The organism is Pseudomonas gingeri (assembly GCF_013386115.1).
GTDB classification, from domain to species: Bacteria; Pseudomonadota; Gammaproteobacteria; order Pseudomonadales; family Pseudomonadaceae; genus Aquipseudomonas; species Aquipseudomonas gingeri.
The window spans coordinates 986,898-1,002,828 of sequence record NZ_JACAOR010000001.1; the positions used below are offsets into that span (position 1 = coordinate 986,898).

General features: G+C 65.3%; 14 protein-coding genes. 3 read left to right on the forward strand and 11 right to left on the reverse strand.

Translation table 11 applies throughout. The annotated features are described in order from the left end of the window. Nucleotides 1-16 precede the first annotated feature (16 nt). From HX881_RS04190 to HX881_RS04230, 9 genes are all read right to left on the reverse strand, one after another. Nucleotides 17-673, reverse strand: a complete 657-nt coding sequence (locus tag HX881_RS04190) for a glutathione binding-like protein (RefSeq protein ID WP_177083013.1) — start codon at nt 671-673, stop codon at nt 17-19. Further along, entirely contained in the window at nt 670-1,266 is a 597-nt protein-coding gene (locus HX881_RS04195; protein WP_177083015.1) for a cysteine dioxygenase family protein, read from the reverse strand. The genes HX881_RS04190 and HX881_RS04195 overlap by 4 nt, the downstream gene beginning before the upstream one ends. Nucleotides 1,267-1,295: 29 nt before the next feature. After that, the gene (locus HX881_RS04200) at nt 1,296-2,117 is read right to left on the reverse strand and encodes an amino acid ABC transporter ATP-binding protein (protein WP_017125985.1); all 822 of its coding nucleotides are present in this window, start codon (nt 2,115-2,117) and stop codon (nt 1,296-1,298) included. Next, nucleotides 2,104-2,793: an amino acid ABC transporter permease gene (locus tag HX881_RS04205; protein WP_177083017.1), complete on the reverse strand. Its 690-nt coding sequence runs from the start codon at nt 2,791-2,793 to the stop codon at nt 2,104-2,106. Before HX881_RS04205 ends, HX881_RS04200 begins: the two co-directional genes overlap by 14 nt. Then, entirely contained in the window at nt 2,783-3,505 is a 723-nt protein-coding gene (locus HX881_RS04210) for an amino acid ABC transporter permease (protein WP_177083019.1), read from the reverse strand. Before HX881_RS04210 ends, HX881_RS04205 begins: the two co-directional genes overlap by 11 nt. Next, complete coding sequence (locus HX881_RS04215; RefSeq protein WP_177083021.1) at nt 3,505-4,719, reverse strand: aminotransferase class I/II-fold pyridoxal phosphate-dependent enzyme; 1,215 nt, start codon at nt 4,717-4,719, stop codon at nt 3,505-3,507. Before HX881_RS04215 ends, HX881_RS04210 begins: the two co-directional genes overlap by 1 nt. Continuing rightward, the gene (locus HX881_RS04220) at nt 4,716-6,125 is read right to left on the reverse strand and encodes an FAD-binding oxidoreductase (RefSeq protein ID WP_177083023.1); all 1,410 of its coding nucleotides are present in this window, start codon (nt 6,123-6,125) and stop codon (nt 4,716-4,718) included. The genes HX881_RS04215 and HX881_RS04220 overlap by 4 nt, the downstream gene beginning before the upstream one ends. Then, nucleotides 6,122-6,943, reverse strand: coding sequence for a transporter substrate-binding domain-containing protein (locus HX881_RS04225; RefSeq protein WP_017125991.1), 822 nt, complete (start codon nt 6,941-6,943; stop codon nt 6,122-6,124). Before HX881_RS04225 ends, HX881_RS04220 begins: the two co-directional genes overlap by 4 nt. A 138-nt stretch (nt 6,944-7,081) precedes the next feature. Beyond that, the gene (locus tag HX881_RS04230; RefSeq protein ID WP_017125993.1) at nt 7,082-7,915 is read right to left on the reverse strand and encodes a transporter substrate-binding domain-containing protein; all 834 of its coding nucleotides are present in this window, start codon (nt 7,913-7,915) and stop codon (nt 7,082-7,084) included. 242 nt (nt 7,916-8,157) lie between these two features. On the opposite strand from HX881_RS04230, the gene HX881_RS04235 reads away from it, so the two are divergent. Next, on the forward strand, nt 8,158-9,015 hold the full coding sequence (locus tag HX881_RS04235) for a LysR substrate-binding domain-containing protein (protein ID WP_017125994.1): 858 nt from the start codon (nt 8,158-8,160) through the stop codon (nt 9,013-9,015). Nucleotides 9,016-9,385: 370 nt separating this feature from the next. Here the strand turns inward: HX881_RS04235 and HX881_RS04240 are convergent, their stop codons facing one another. Beyond that, nucleotides 9,386-10,684 (reverse strand): ATP-binding protein, encoded by a 1,299-nt coding sequence (locus HX881_RS04240; RefSeq protein ID WP_017125995.1) that lies wholly within the window; start codon nt 10,682-10,684, stop codon nt 9,386-9,388. Between the two features lie 4 nt (nt 10,685-10,688). Continuing rightward, complete coding sequence (locus HX881_RS04245) at nt 10,689-11,390, reverse strand: response regulator transcription factor (protein WP_177063752.1); 702 nt, start codon at nt 11,388-11,390, stop codon at nt 10,689-10,691. Between the two features lie 155 nt (nt 11,391-11,545). On the opposite strand from HX881_RS04245, the gene HX881_RS04250 reads away from it, so the two are divergent. Together HX881_RS04250 and HX881_RS04255 are read left to right on the forward strand one after the other, a co-directional pair. Continuing rightward, entirely contained in the window at nt 11,546-12,703 is a 1,158-nt protein-coding gene (locus HX881_RS04250) for an efflux RND transporter periplasmic adaptor subunit (protein ID WP_177083025.1), read from the forward strand. Nucleotides 12,704-12,705: 2 nt separating this feature from the next. Next, the gene (locus HX881_RS04255) at nt 12,706-15,798 is read left to right on the forward strand and encodes an efflux RND transporter permease subunit (protein ID WP_177083027.1); all 3,093 of its coding nucleotides are present in this window, start codon (nt 12,706-12,708) and stop codon (nt 15,796-15,798) included. Nucleotides 15,799-15,931: the final 133 nt, after the last annotated feature.

Genomic DNA, 15,931 nt, shown 5'->3' on the forward strand with positions numbered 1-15,931 from the left:
CCTCGGGATAAAGAAGTCATTCCAGCACCAGTGAACGTTCAGCCGGTGCCAGCTCGCGGCCGCGGGCATAGGCCCGCTGCACGGCCGGACGGGCCTTGATCCGCTCGCGCCAGGCACTGATCGCCGGGTAGTCGAGCAAGTCGAAACCCTGGCGCTGCGGCTGGATCCACGGAAAGATCGCCATGTCGGCGATGCTATAGTCACCCGCCACGAAGGCCCGTTGGGACAGGCGCCGCTCCAGCACCTCATACAAACGGGTGGCCTCGCCCTGCAACAGGTCGAGGGCAAAGGGAATCGGCTCGGGGGCCTTTTCCCGGAACAGTTGCCACTGGCTCAGGTACGGCGTGATATGCCCGACCTGCCAGAACAGCCACTCCTGCACCCGCTGGCGTTCGACACTGCCGGCCGCCGGCACGAAGCGCCCGCTCTTGTCCGCCAGGTAAGTGAGGATAGCCCCGGACTCGAACAGGCTCAGCGGTTCGCTGCCGGTGTTCGGGGCATGGTCGACAATCGCCGGGATCCGGCCATTGGCGCTGATCTGCTGGAAAGCCGCGTCACGCTGCTGCCCGGTGCGGATATTCACCGCCTGCAGGCGATACTCCAGCCCCAGCTCCTCAAGCAGGATGCCGACCTTCAAGCCATTGGCCGTCGGCCAGTAGTGGAAGTCGATCATGCGTAGGCCTTGATCGAAGGCGCCATCTGCGACTTGTTGTAGTTCAGGACGGTGCCATCGTCCTGCACGCCGTAGCGGCCTTCGAGGGACTCCAGTGGACGACCGTAGAGGTGGAAGTGCAAGGTGGCCTGTTCGCCATCGACGCGGATGCTGTGCAGGTCTTCGCCGAGGAAGGCGATCGAGGTGCCGGGCTGCACCACCACTTCACGTTCGAGCGCCAGTACCGCGCGCTTCGGGTCGGAGCCATCGTCGCTGCGGGTGTACACGCGGTTCAGTTCCTGGCCTTCGATGGCGCTGATCACCGCCCAGGTCTCGTGGTTGTGGGCGATGGTGTTCTTGCCCGGCAGCAACGAGTTGAGGTACAGGGTCGGGGTCTCGCCGTCATCGTTCAGGCGGTAGCGGAAGGCGGTGTTGCCCTCGCCCGCCACAGGTGCCGGAAAATACTCGAAGTTGAACAGGTCGCGGCGCTCGGCCAGCTCTTCCAGCAAGGCGACGATGTGCTCCAGGGCCGCGCGATCGACGCCGCGCTGGTGGATGGCGCGGATCTTCACCAGGAAAGATTCGATCACGTTGGCGCGTTCGGTGGTGCTCATGGGCAGGCTCCTTATCAGGTGAATCACGGTCAGATGGACAGGCTAAAGGGACTGATATTGCTCAGCCGGAACGGGTCGGCCTGCACCGGGCGGCGGTTGGCGTCGCCCAGGGCATGCCGGAGGAACTCGCGGGTGCGTTCGCTCTGCGGCTCCTGGAAAATCTGGTAGGCACTGCCGGACTCGACGATCCGGCCGTTCTCGGTGAAATACACCACGTCGCTGATGTCCTCGGCGAAACGCATTTCGTGGGTCACCAGCACGCAGGTCATGCCTTCCTCGGTCAGTTCGCGAATCACCGTCAGCACTTCGCCGACGGTTTCCGGATCGAGGGCCGAGGTCACTTCGTCGAACAGGATCAGTTCCGGACGCATCGCCAGCGCCCGGGCAATCGCCACCCGCTGCTGCTGGCCACCGGATAGCTGGCCGGGAAAGGCCTCGGCCTTGTGCTCCATGCGCACCTTGGCCAGCAGTTGTCGGGCTTGCTGCTCGGCGTCCGCGCGGCTGCGCCCGAGCACCTTGCACGGAGCGATCAGCAGGTTTTCCAGGACCGACAGGTGCGGGAACAGGTTGTATTGCTGGAACACGAAGCCGACCCGCTTGCGCAGCTCGATCAGTTCGGCCTCGCGCTGCAACTGGTGCACCTCGGTGCTGCCGACACGGATGCTGCCGCGCTGGGGCTTGAGCAGCCCGGTGATGCACCGCAGGATGGTCGACTTGCCCGAGCCGGACGGGCCGATGATCGATACCGCCTGGCCGCGCTGGACATCCAGGTCGATGCCCTTGAGCACCGGGTTGGCACCGAACGACAGGTGCAGGTCGCGCAGGCTGACGAGCGTTTCAGTAGAAGGCATAACGTCGCTCCAGGCGTTGGGTCAGACGGGAAATCGGGTAGCAATAGGCGAAGAACAACGCCAGTACGCTGAAGTAGATCAGGACCGTGAATCCGGTGCGGTTGACGGTGTTGCTGGCGATCTGCGCGGTGTCGATCAGGTCATGCACGCCCACCAGCGACGCCAGGGCGGTGCCCATGGTGATCACCGCATAGAGGTTCATCCACGGTGGCAGCATGCGCTTGAAGCACTGCGGCAGGATGATCGAGCGAAACAGCTGGCCGCGACTGAAGGCCAGGGAACGCGCGGCTTCCCACTGGGTGGCGGGAATCGAGCCGATCGCCCCGCGAAAGATCTCGGCGACGTTGGCACTGGCCGGCAAGGCCAGGCCGATGGTGACTTTCAGCCAGTCGGGAAACGGCAGGTAGTGGCTGCCGACATGGATTTCGAACGGGAATACATAAGTGGTGAAGTAGATCAGTACCAGCCACGGCGCGTTGCGGAACACCTGCACCCACAGCCGCGCCGGCAAGCGCAACAGGCGCAGTGGCGACAGCCCCAGGGCGCCGATCAGCAGGCCCAGGACCGAGCCGATGGCGATCGCCAGCAGGCTGATCAGGATATTCTGGCCAAAGCCCACCGCCAACGCCGGGGACCAGCGCAGCAGCGATTCGATAACCGGCAATTCAATGGCCATAGCCGGGCATCCTCAGGCGCGCTTCGAGATAGCGGCCGACACAGTTGACGATAAAACTCAGCAGGCCGAAGAAGCTCAGGATCAGGATCATCAGCTCCAGCACGTTGTCGCTCTGGGTCCAGATCATGATCGAGGCGTAGGTGATATCACCGACGGCGATGGCCGAGGCCACGGCAGTCATCTTCACCAGGTCGATCAGGTTGTTGACCAGGGACGGCAAGGCAAAGCGCAAGGCCAGCGGCAGTTGCACGTTCCACAGCAACTGGCGGCTGCTGAAGGCCAGGGAACTGGCGGCCTCCAGGGTCACCGCCGGTACCGCCTCGATCCCGGCCCGCAGCGCTTCGGCGTGAAACGCGCCCTTGTGCAGGGAAATCACGATCACCACCCAGGCGAACGGCGTCAGCGGGTTGGCCGCGCCGACGGCCTGGGTCAGCAGCATGTTCAGCACCAGGAACGCGCAGTACAGCTGTACCAGCGTCGGCGTGTTGCGGGTCACTTCGACAAACACTCGCGCCGGGCGCGCCAGCCAGCTGTTGCCGCTGGTGAGCATCGCCGCCAGGGCCAGTCCCGCCAGGAGGCTGCCGACAATGGTCAGCAGGCACAGGAGGATGGTGGTCCAGGCACCGTCGATCAGGCTGCCACGCTGATAGGCATCCAGCAGGAACCGGTAGTTGAGGCCCAGGTGCGCCGCCCATTGCACAAAGCTTTCCATCAGCCGTGGTCCTCGACCAGCCTGGCACAGGCCGCGGCGATACGCCGGCCGGCCTCGCGGACACTGTCGGTGGCGGTGGCGATCGACAGGCGGAACCATGGCGACAAGCCATAGGCGCTACCCGCGACACCGGCCACGCCCTCTTCCAGCAGGTAATCCACCAGGTCATTGTCGCTGCCGATCAGGCGCCCGTCCGGACGCCGCCGACCGATCAGCCCGGCACAGCGGACAAAGACAAAGAAACCGCCCTCGGGGGTCAGCACTTCCAGGCCGTTAACGTCCTTCAGCGCCGCCAACAGCAGGTCGCGACGCTCGCGATAGGCCGCCACCTGCGGTTGCAGAAACGCCAGGCCGCCTTCATAGGCGGCCAGGGCCGCGGCCTGGCTGACCGACGAGGCCCCGGACGCCGACTGCGACTGCACGACCGCCATGGCACTGGTCAGCACCTGCGGACCGGCACCGAAGCCGATGCGCCAGCCGGTCATCGCGTAGGTCTTGGATACCCCGCCCACCAGCAGGCAGCGCTCCTGCAGGTCCGGCGCGACATTCAGCAGGTTGAGCGGCGGCTGGCCGTCGAAGCGGATATGTTCGTAGAGTTCGTCCAGCAGTACCAGCACCCGGGGATGGCGACGCAGCACCTCGGCCAGGGCCAGCAGCTCGGCCGCGCTGTACACCGCGCCACTGGGGTTGCCCGGGCTGTTGAGGATCAGCCAGCGGGTGCGCTCGCCGATCAGCGCCTCCAGTTGCGCCGGTTGCAGCTTGCAGCCCTGCTCCAGGCCCGACTGCACGAACACCGGCTCGCCGCCGTTGATCCGCACACTGTCGGGAAACGACGGCCAGTACGGCACCGGCACCAGCACCTCGTCGCCTTCGTCCAGGGTCGCGGCGAAGGCATTGAAGATGATCTGTTTCGCGCCATTGGCGATGACGATGCCGGACAACGGATAGTCCAGCCGGTTTTCGCCCTTGAGCTTGCGTTGCACCGCTTCGCGCAGGGCCCGCACGCCCGGGGTGGCGGTGTATTTGGTGGCGCCGCCGGCGATGGCCGCGTAGGCCGCCTGCTTGATATGTTCGGGCGTGTCGAAATCCGGCTCGCCGGTGGTCAGGTCGAGAATGTCCCGTCCGGCCTCGCGCAGTGCAGTGGCCTGGGACTTGGCGGCGGCATTGGCCGACAGCGAGACTTTCTGCACCCGCCGGGAAAGTTGAACGGTCATGGCAGCACCTTGCCTGGGTTGAGCAGCCCGCGAGGATCGAGGGCCTGTTTGATCCGGCGCATCAGGTCCAGCTCCACCGGGCTCTTGACCTCGGCCAGCAACGCGCGCTTGCGCTGGCCGATGCCGTGCTCGGCGCTGATGGAACCGCCGAAGGCGTGGGTATTGCGATGGACCAGGGCGCTCAAGGCGCCGTAGTTGGCCATGTGCGCCTCGACCGACTGGCCGATGGGCGCCGCGACGTTGTAGTGCAGGTTGCCGTCGCCCAGGTGGCCGAAGGTCAGGTTGCGCACGCCGGGGAAGTGTTCTTGCAGCAAGGCATCGGTGCGGCTGACAAACTCGGCGATCCGCGAGATCGGCAGCGAAATATCGTGCTTCATGTTGCGCCCTTCGCGGGCCTGGGCTTCGCTCATGTTCTCCCGCAACTGCCACAGCGCGTCGCTCTGGGCGAGGCTTTCGGCGATCAGCGCATCGGCCAGCAGGCCGGCCTCGAACGCTTCGCCCAGCACCCGTTCGAACGACTCGCGGGCATGTTCGGCGCTGTGGTTGTCGGAGAGCTCAAGCAAGGCGTACCAGGGCTGTGCGGCCCCGGCAAACGGCTGCGGGCCGTCCGGGAACTGCTCGCGCAGCAATACCAGGCAAGCCGCGGACATCAGTTCGAAAGCCGTCAGGTCGGCGCCGAACCCGCCTCGGGCATGGGACAGGAAACCGACCGCCTGCTCCAGCGAATCGAATGCCAGCAACGCTGTGCTCTGGGCCCTGGGCAGGGGAAACAGCTTGAGGGTCGCGGCGGTGATGATGCCCAGGGTGCCTTCGCTGCCGACGAACAGGTCGCGCAGGTCGTAGCCGGTATTGTCCTTGCGCAAGCCGCGCAGGCCGTTCCAGATTTCACCGTCGGCGGTGACTACTTCCAGGCCGAGGGTCAGCTCGCGGGTATTGCCATAACGCAACACGCCGGTACCGCCGGCATTGGTGCCGAGGTTGCCGCCGATGGTGCAACTGCCCTCGGCCCCCAGGCTCAGGGGAAACAGGCGTCCAGCCTGGCGCGCGGCGTCCTGCAGGTTCTGCAGGATGCAGCCGGCCTCGACGGTGAAGGTGTCATTGTCGGTGTCGATCTGGCGGATGCGGTTCATCCGGTCCAGCCGTACCAGCACGCTGCGACCGCTGTCATCCGGGGTGGCCGCGCCCATCAGGCCGGTATTGCCGCCCTGCACCACCAGCGGCGCGCCATGGTGGGCACAGACGCGGACCAGCGCGGCGACTTCCTCGGTGCTGGCCGGATGCACCACGGCGACCACCTTGCCGTGATAGACCCGGTGCTTGTCGCTCAGCCAGGCGGCCGCGTCGGCCCCCTCATGGACATGGGCGGCGCCCAGCAATTGCTGCAACTGCGTGAACAAAGCACTCATTGCGCGGCCGCCAGGGGTGCTGCGCCACGATATTGCTCATGCAGCTTGAGCAGGGCCTGGGACGGCGGCATGCCGGTACGCTTGCCCAGCTCGATCAGCCAGCCGCTGCGGTGCCAGTCACGCACGATGGCGTCGAGACGGGCCTGGGTGTCCTTCTCGCCCTTGCGCACCCAGATCACCGACGGCGACGGGATCAGGTCGTCGGGCAAGGGGATCTCATAGCCGCTCCACTCCGCTTCGTCGAGCAGGCTGTGCATGGTCGGGCTGACGTGCACCGCCGCCACGCAGCCGTTGCCGCGCAGCGACAGCAGCGACTCGGACTGGCTGCGGAAGGCCTTGATCTGCGCGCCATAGGTTTCCTGCAGCGGCTTGATGAAGTTGCTGCCCTGGGAAACGCAGACCGGCTTGCCCTTGAGGTCTTCCCAGCGGCTGATACCGGCGCCCTTGCGGATCAGCGCGGCGCCGCCGACTTCCTCGTAGGGGGTCGGCACGTAGTCGAGGATCTCGGCGCGTTCTTCGGTCAACTGCATATTGGCGATCAGCACATCGACCTTGCCCTGCTGCAGGAACTGCACGCGGTTGGGCGCCAGCACCGAGACGGTTTCCAGCTCGACGCCGAGGCGTTCGGCGAGGCCCTTGGCGAGTTCGACGTTATAGCCCTGGTGGGCACCGGTGGCCGGGTCGATGGTGCCGAACGGCGGACCACTGAGGATCACGCCGACACTGATCTTGTGGCGCTGCTGGATCTTGTCCAGGGTGGCATCGGCGTGGGCCAGGCCGGTCAGGAGGGCCAGGGCGACGGGGAGGTATCTGAACATGTGGAATATTCCTTGATGATCGTTCCCACGCTCTGCGTGGGAATGCCTCACTGGACGCTCTGCGTCCTTGTTGTGACGCCGGGCCTCAGGGGCTGCGCGCCGTTGCTGCGCGTGGGAACGATCGAAGTGAGGTAAGGGTCAGCCCTTGAACTGGTTATGCAATTCAACCAGCGCAGGCGATGCCGGGGTGATGTGATTGCGGCTCTCGGCCTCGATCAGCCAGCCACTGCGATGCCATCCCTGGACCACGCTATCGAGGCGCTTCTGGGTGTCGGTTTCGCCGAGACGGGTCCAGATCACCGACGGCGCCGGGTTGAGTTCCGGCGTCAGGGCACGGTAGTCCTTCCACTCCGGGTTGCCGGCGAGCAACGGATTGATCAGCGTCGCGTCATGGACCGCCGCCACGCAGTTGTTGCCACGCAGCGCCAGCAGGGATTCCGACGAACTCTTGAAGGCCTTGAGGTCGGCACCCAGTTCGCTCAGCGGCTTGACGTAGCTGCTGCCCTGGGAGGTGCACACCGGCTGGCCCTTGAGGTCTTCCCAGCGGGTGATCTTGCTGTCCTTCGGCACTGCCGCGGTGCCACCGACCTTGTAGAACGGCGTCGGCACATGCCCCAGCAGGGTGTCGCGCTCGGCGGTCCACTCCATATTGGCGATCAGCAGGTCGACCTTGCCCTGTTGCAGGAATTGCACCCGGTTGGCCGGCAATACCGCGACCAGCTCCACCGCCACATCGAGGTCCTTGCCCAGGGCATTGGCCAGGTCGACGTTGAGGCCCTTGGGGTCCTGGGTTGCAGGGTCGATGGAACCGAACGGCCCGCCGGACAGCAGCACGCCGACCACCAGCTTGTGCCGCTGCTGGATCTTGTCGAGGGTGGCATCGGCCTGGGCGGCACCGGCCGCGCCCAAGGCGAGCACCGTTCCGAGCACGGCGGGTAGGAAACGTTGGATCGATGTGCGCGTGAACTGCATGAATATCCCCTCGGTGGCGATCGGCGTCTCCCGACCTCTTTGCCCGCATGCTAGGGAGCGCTCCACCGGAACGGAAATGCAAATATCTAATATTGTTATAACTTTCTGGTTATTAGCTTTTGAGAAAAACGGCATAACCCCTGTTTACTGGGACCTTTCAAGCCACCTGTAATTTCCTCTCGCCAAATACATAAGAATACGTAATCTATTGAGGATCGCCCTTGATATGAATTCGAGCCGCCATGCCCTCCCCGACCCTGGACCTGGAACTGCTGCGCACCTTCGTCGCGGTGGTTGACCATCACAGTTTTGCCGAAGCCGGCCAGCACCTGGCCCGTACCCAATCGTCGGTGACCCAGCAGATGCAACGCCTGGAACATCAGGTCGGGGTCAGCCTGTTCCAGAAACAGGGCCGGCAGAAACAGCTCACCGAGCCCGGCCGGCAACTGCTGCGCCATGCCCGGCAGATGCTCTCGCTGAACGATGAAGCCCTGAACTCGCTGCACGAAAGCCACCTGAGCGGCGTGCTGCGCATCGGCTCGCCCCACGATATCGCCGACACCATCCTGCCGCCGATCCTCAGCCACATCGCCCGCTCGGCGCCACGGCTGCGCCTGGAAATCGATGTGGGACGCAGCCCCTACCTGATGGACGACCTGCACCGGGGCAAGATCGACATGGTCATCTCCACCCGCGAGGACTCGCGCCTGCAAGGCTTTGCCCTGCGCACCTCGCCGGTGTGGTGGATCTGTTCGGCGCAGTACATCCATGTGCCCAGCGAGCCGCTGCCGTTGATCCTGGTGGAGGAACCGAGCATCTATCGGCGTTATGCCATGGAGGCGCTGGAGCGGGAGGGCATCGCTTGGCGCCAGGCGTACCTGGCGTCAAACCTGATCGGCATCAAGGCGGCGATTCGTGCCGGACTCGGAGTGACGCCCCGCAGCATGGAGTTGCTGGGCCCGGATATGCGCGTGCTGGGAGAGAATGACGGCCTGCCACGGCTGCCGGACGTCACCTATCACCTGTGGATCCGGCCCAACACGGTCAATCCGCTGGTGCGCCGGGCCTATGACCTGATCCGCGCCAGCCAGGGGCTCTAGGAAGATGGATGCCGCCCTCCAGGGCCTCTTCGGGGGCAAGCCCCCTCCCACAGTATCCGATCAAACTTTTGGGAGGGGGCTTGCCTCCCTTCCACATGGCTACTCAACCTTGTGGCAGGAGACTGACTCCCTTCCACATAGCCGATCAACCTTGTGGGAGGGGGCTTGCCTCCCTTCCACATGGCTACTCAACCTTGTGGCAGGAGACTGCCTCCCTTCCACATAGCCACTCAACCTTGTGGCAGGAGACTGTCTCCCTTCCACATAGCCACTCAACCTTGTGGCAGGAGACTGCCTCCCTTCCATGTAGCCACTCAACCTTGTGGGAGGGGGCTTGCCCCCGAAGGCGGACTTGAGGTTGCCAACGACTTCAGACCGCCGGCAACCAGAGGCGGAAACGCGCGCCGCCCAGCGGCGACGGTTCGGCGGTCAGGGTACCGCCCTGGGCCTCGGCCGCCCGGCGGCTGATGGCCAACCCCAGGCCAAAGCCGCCGGTGGAACGGTCACGGCTGCGATCCAGGCGGTAGAACGGCTCGAAGACCCGCTCGCGCTCCTGCTCGGGAATGCCAATGCCATCGTCGTCGACCCACAGTTCGCAGCCTTCGGCATTGGCGCGGATACCGATCTGGATCCGCCGCTCGCAATACCGGGTGGCATTGCGCAACAGGTTCTGCACGGCCCGCGCGGTCAGTCGCGGATCGAGGGAAAAGCGTTCCAGGGAGCCGTGCATCAGCACATCGATAACGATGTCCGGAGCCTCCAGTTCTTCGTCGAAACTGCCAAGGATGCTGTCGACAAACTCGTCGAGCGACACCATCACCCGCTCCGGCGCCCGCCCCGGGTTCTGCAGGCGACTGTAGGACAGCAGTTCCAGCACCAGCTCGTCCAGTTCGCGGATATGTCCCACCAGCCCTTGCAGGCGCTCGCGCGAAGGCTGCGGCAAGTCATCCGAGAGCGCCAGGGCCAGGCCGAAATCCAGCCGGGTCAGGGGCGTGCGCAGTTCATGGGAGACGGCATTGAGCAGGTCGCGCTGCTGGTTGAGCAGGCATTCGATATCGCCGGCCATGGTGTCGAAGACCGACGCCAGCTCGCCGATATTGGAGCGCGGCGAAATATGCGTGCGTTCGCTCAACTGGCCCTGGCCGATGCGCCGGGCGGTCTGCTTGAGGCGCTCCAGGTCACGCCAGTGCGGGCGCAGCCAGAACAGCAGGCAGGCCAGCAACGCCGCGCCGATCAGCACGTTCATGCTCCAGTACAGCAGGTTCACGTCCAGCGGATCGGGCGGCACCACCAGTTCCACCGCCAGTTGCCCGTCCAGCGGCGAGGCCACCAGGTTCGGCGCTCCCCAGTCGCCCAGGCGGATCACGTTCTCGCCGCGGCGCAGGCGCTTCTGCTCGGGCTCGCTGAAGCTGATGTCGTCGATACGGATCAGCGCCACCCGCAGCGGCGCGAAACGCTTGTCCAGCTCGATCGCCAGGGCCGGCCACTGGCCGTTGGGCACTTCGTGGAACTGCTTGACCAACAGCCCCTGCATGCCCCGGGACTGGTCGATGTTGTAGCTCATGAAGCGCTCGCGAAAGAGCCCGATCACCAGGTCGGGCACCAGGTAGATCGCCGCGCTGAAGGTCACGATGGTCACCAGGTAGAGGCGGATCAGAATCTTCAGCATCGACTCAGCATTCCCACTCGGAACGGCTGAACAGGTAGCCCTTGCCCCACACGGTCTTGATCTTGCGCGCCTCGCCGGCATGGTCGTCGAACTTGCGCCGCAGCTTGGAGATCGCCACGTCCACCGAACGGTCGGTGCCGTTGAACTCGATGCCGCGCAGGCGCTGCAGGATCTGGTCGCGGCTGAGCACCTCGCCGGCATGCCGGGCCAGCACCACCAGCAGGTTGTATTCGCCGCTGGACAGTTCCACCGGCTGCTCGCGCCAAGTCACGGTGCGCTCGGACAGGTCGATGCACAGGTTGCCCATCAGGATCTGGTCGCTGGCCACCTGCGGCTCGCTGAGGCTGCTGCGGCGCAACAGGGTCCGCACCCGGGCCAGCAGCACCCGCGGCTCGCAAGGCTTGGTCACGTAGTCGTCGGCGCCCATTTCCAGGCCCAGCACCTGGTCGTGGCTGTCGTCACGGGCGGTGAGCATGAGGATCGGCAGCGTCGCCGAATCGGCCCGCAACAGGCGGCACACCTGCAAACCGTCGAGGCCCGGCAGCATCAGGTCGAGGATCACCAGGTCCGGCGGATTCTGCCGGGCCCGCTCGCGCACCTGGTCGCCACGGGCCAGCACATTGACCTGATAGCCGTTGCGCTCCAGGTAGCTGGCGATCAGTTCGGAAAGTGCGGTGTCGTCTTCGACCAGGAGAATCGTCGGCATAAATAACTACAGGTAGGTGGAAAACCGTGAAGGATATACGCCCTTTCGCGTGCGCGAGCACAAGCTTCACACTTTTTCACCAACGACCTACATAGCTTCACAGCACCGCTTGACAGCCGCCCTTAGCATGCCCGGGTCATTACTGGGACTCGATTATGTTGAAGAAGCTGTTTGCCCCGCTCTGCCTGTCGGCCCTGGCCCTGGCGTTGAGCGCCTGTGACAAGTCCGCGGGTCCGCCCGAGGCCCCGCCCGCGCCCAAGGTCCGGATCGAGACCATCCGTACCCAAGCCCTGTCGATCAGCAGCGAACTGAGCGGGCGCATTGCCGCGCCACGGATCGCCGAAGTCCGCGCGCGGGTCGCCGGCGTGGTGCTCAAGCGCCTGTTCCACGAAGGCAGCGACGTCAAGCAGGGCGATGTGCTGTTCCTGATCGATCCGGCACCGTTCAAGGCCGACCTCGACAGCGCCGTCGCCAGCCTGCAGAAAGCCGAGGCCAATGCGTTCCAGGCGAAACTGCAGCACCAGCGCTACCGCGAACTGGTGGACAGCAACGCCATCAGCCGCCAGGACTACGACAACGCCCAGGCCGCCGCGCGCCAGAGCGCCGCCGATGTCGCCGCCAACCAGGCCGCGGTGCAGCGGGCGAAGCTCAACCTGGGCTACGCCACCGTCACCGCGCCGATCTCCGGGCGCATCGGCCGGGCCCTGGTCACCGAGGGTGCGCTGGTCGGCCAGAACGAAACCACCGCCCTGGCCCTGATTCAGCAACTGAACCCGATCCACGCCGACCTGACCCAGTCCACCCGCGAGTTGAACGACCTGCGCCGGGCCTTCCGCGCCGGCCAGTTGCAACAGGTCGGGCAGAACCAGGCCAAGGCCACGCTGATCCAGGACGACGGCAGCGCCTACCCGCTGCCGGGCAAGCTGCTGTTCACGGATATCAGCGTCGACCCGAGCACCGGGCAGATCATCCTGCGCAGCGAGTTCCCCAACCCGGACCTCGACCTGCTGCCGGGCAGCTTCGTCCGGGTCAAGGTCGAGCAGGCCTTCAACCGCGAAGGCATCAGCGTGCCGCAACGGGCGATCCTGCGCGACAGCGCGGGGATTCCCCAGGTGCTGCTGGTAGACGCCGAACAGCGCGTGAGCCAACACCCGGTCAGCCTCGGCGCCGTGCAGAACGACCGCTGGATCGTCAACGACGGCCTCAAGCCCGGCGACCGCATCGTCGTCGAAGGCCTGCAGCACGCCCGTCCCGGCGAGCTGGTGCAGGTCGATGACAGCCCTGTTTCCCTCGCCCAGTCCAAAGGACAGTGAGCATGCCGCACTTCTTTATCGACCGCCCGATCTTCGCCTGGGTGGTCGCGCTGTTTATTCTCCTCGCCGGTGTCCTCGCCATCCCGCAATTGCCGGTGGCGCAGTACCCCAACGTCGCCCCGCCCAAGGTGGAAATCTACGCGGTGTATCCCGGCGCCTCGGCACAGACCCTCGACGAAAGCGTGGTCAGCCTGATCGAGCAGGAACTCAACGGTGCCGACCACCTGCTGTATTTCGAATCCCAGAGCAGCCTGGGCAGCGCCACCATCACCGCGACCTTCCAGCCCGGGACCAACCCGGAGATGGCCCAGGTCGACGTGCAGAACCGCCTCAAGGCAGTAGAACCACGCCTGCCCGCCGCCGTCACCCAGCAAGGCCTGCAGGTGGAGAAGGTCTCCGCCGGTTTCCTGCTGCTGGCGACCCTCACCTCCAATGACGGCCAGTACGACGACACCGCGCTCAGCGACTACCTGGCGCGCAACGTGATGAACGAGATCAAGCGCCTCGACGGTGTCGGCAAGGCCCAGCTGTACGGTGCCGAACGCGCCCTGCGGATCTGGATCGATCCGCAGAAGCTGGTGGGTTTCAACCTCACCGCCGCCGATGTCAGCGCCGCCGTGGCCGCGCAGAACGCCCAGGTATCGGCCGGCAGCATCGGCGACCTGCCGGGGCCGTCGACCCAGGAAATCACCGCGGCGGTGCTGGTCAAGGGCCAGCTGTCGACGCCCCAGGAATTCGCCGACATTGTCCTGCGGGCCAATCCGGACGGCTCCAGCGTACGTATCGGCGATGTCGCCCGGGTCGAGGTCGGCAGCCAGGAATACCAGTACTCGACGCGCCTGAACGGCAAGCCGTCGACCGCCTTCAGCGTGCAACTGGCCCCCGGCGCCAATGCCCTGAAGACCGCGACGCTGGTACGGGCGAAGATGGATGAGCTGTCGCGCTACTTCCCGGCGAACGTGGAATACAAGATCCCCTACGACACCTCGCCGTTCGTCAAGGTCTCGATCACCAAGGTGGTCTACACCCTCGGCGAAGCGATGCTGCTGGTGTTCGCGGTGATGTTCCTGTTCCTGCAGAACATCCGCTACACGCTGATTCCGACGCTGGTGGTGCCGGTGGCGCTGATGGGGACCTTTGCCACCATGCTGGCCCTGGGGTTCTCGATCAACGTGCTGACCATGTTCGGCATGGTGCTGGCCATCGGTATCCTGGTGGACGACGCCATCGTGGTGGTGGAGAACGTCGAGCGGATCATGGTCAATGAAGGCCTGTCGCCGAAGGAAGCGACGCGCAAGGCCATGGGCCAGATCAGCGGCGCGATCATCGGCATCACCCTGGTGCTGGTGGCGGTGTTCATTCCCATGGCGTTCATGCAGGGCTCGGTGGGCGTGATCTACCAGCAGTTCTCGTTGTCCATGGCGACCTCGATCCTGTTCTCGGCGTTCCTCGCCCTGACCCTGACCCCGGCCCTGTGCGCCACCCTGCTCAAGCCGATCGCCAAGGGCGAACACCATGCCAAGGGCGGCTTCTTCGGCTGGTTCAACCGCCGCTTCGAACAGATGAGCGCCGGCTACGAACGCTGGGTGGTCCAGGCCCTGAAACGCAGCGGCCGCTACCTGCTGCTCTACGGCGTGCTGGTGGTGGTCCTCGGCCTGCTGTTCAGCCGCCTGCCGGCCTCGTTCCTGCCGGTGGAAGATCAGGGCTACACCATCACCGATATCCAGCTGCCGCCGGGGGCGAGCAAGAACCGCACGGTCAAGGTGGTGGAACAGATCGAGGCCAATAACGCCACGGAGCCCGGTGTCGGCGATACCACGATGATCCTCGGCTTCAGCTTCTCCGGCAGCGGCCAGAACGCCGCGCTGGCCTTCACCACGCTCAAGGACTGGTCGCAGCGCAGTGCCCAGGACTCGGCGGCGGCCATCGCCGAACGGGCGAATATCGCCTTCGGCGACCTCAAGGATGCGGTGGCCTACGCAATCCTGCCGCCACCGGTGGATGGCCTGGGCACCTCCAGCGGATTCGAGTTCCGCCTGCAGGACCGTGGCGGCGTCGGCCACGAAGCCTTGATGCAGGCCCGTACCGAGCTGCTGGCGGCGGCGACAAAGAGCAAGGTACTGGCCAATGTCCGCGAAAGCGCCCTGGCCGAGGCGCCTCAGGTGCAGCTGGAAGTCGACCGCAAGCAGGCCAACGCCCTGGGCGTGTCGTTTGCCGATATCGGCAATATCCTCTCCACCGCGGTGGGTTCGTCGTATATCAACGACTTCCCCAACCAGGGACGCATGCAACGGGTGGTGATCCAGGCCGAGGGCGACCAGCGCGCCCAGGTCGCGGACCTGCTGAAGATCCATGTGCGCAACAGCAACGGCAAGATGGTCCCGCTGTCGGCCTTTGTCGAAGCCCGCTGGACCCAGGGCCCGGCGCAGTTGACCCGCTACAACGGCTACCCGGCGATTGCCATTTCCGGCGAGTCGGCGCCCGGCTACAGCACCGGCCAGGCCATGGAGGAAATGCAGCGCCTGGTGACGCAACTGCCGGCGGGCCTGGGCCTGGAATGGACCGGGCTGTCGTTGCAGGAGCGCTTGTCCGGCTCCCAGGCACCGATCCTGCTCGGCCTGTCGCTGCTGGTGGTGTTCCTCTGCCTGGCGGCGCTGTACGAGAGCTGGTCGATTCCGACCTCGGTGCTGCTGGTGGTGCCGCTGGGCGTGCTCGGCGCGGTGCTGGCGGTAACCTTGCGCGGGATGCCCAACGATGTGTTCTTCAAGGTCGGCTTGATCACCATCATCGGTCTGTCGGCGAAGAATGCGATCCTGATCATCGAGTTCGCCAAGAGCCTGTACGACGAGGGCCATGACCTGCTGGACGCGACGGTACAGGCCGCACGGTTGCGTTTGCGGCCGATCATCATGACCTCGCTGGCGTTCATTCTCGGCGTGGTGCCCCTGGCGATCGCCACCGGGGCCAGCTCGGCGAGCCAGCAGGCCATCGGTACCGGGGTGATCGGCGGGATGATCAGCGCGACCCTGGCCGTGGTGTTCGTGCCGGTGTTCTTTGTGGTGGTGATGAAGCTGGTCAAGCGCAAGGAGCCTTGATCAGGGAGTGATCCCGAGGGCCCCTTCGCTGGCAAGCCAGCTCCCACAGGGAATCGGGTCGTGCCCATTGTTTGTGTCCGACTCGGGCACTTATGGGAGCTGGCACAAGCCAGCTCTCACAGGAAATCGGGTC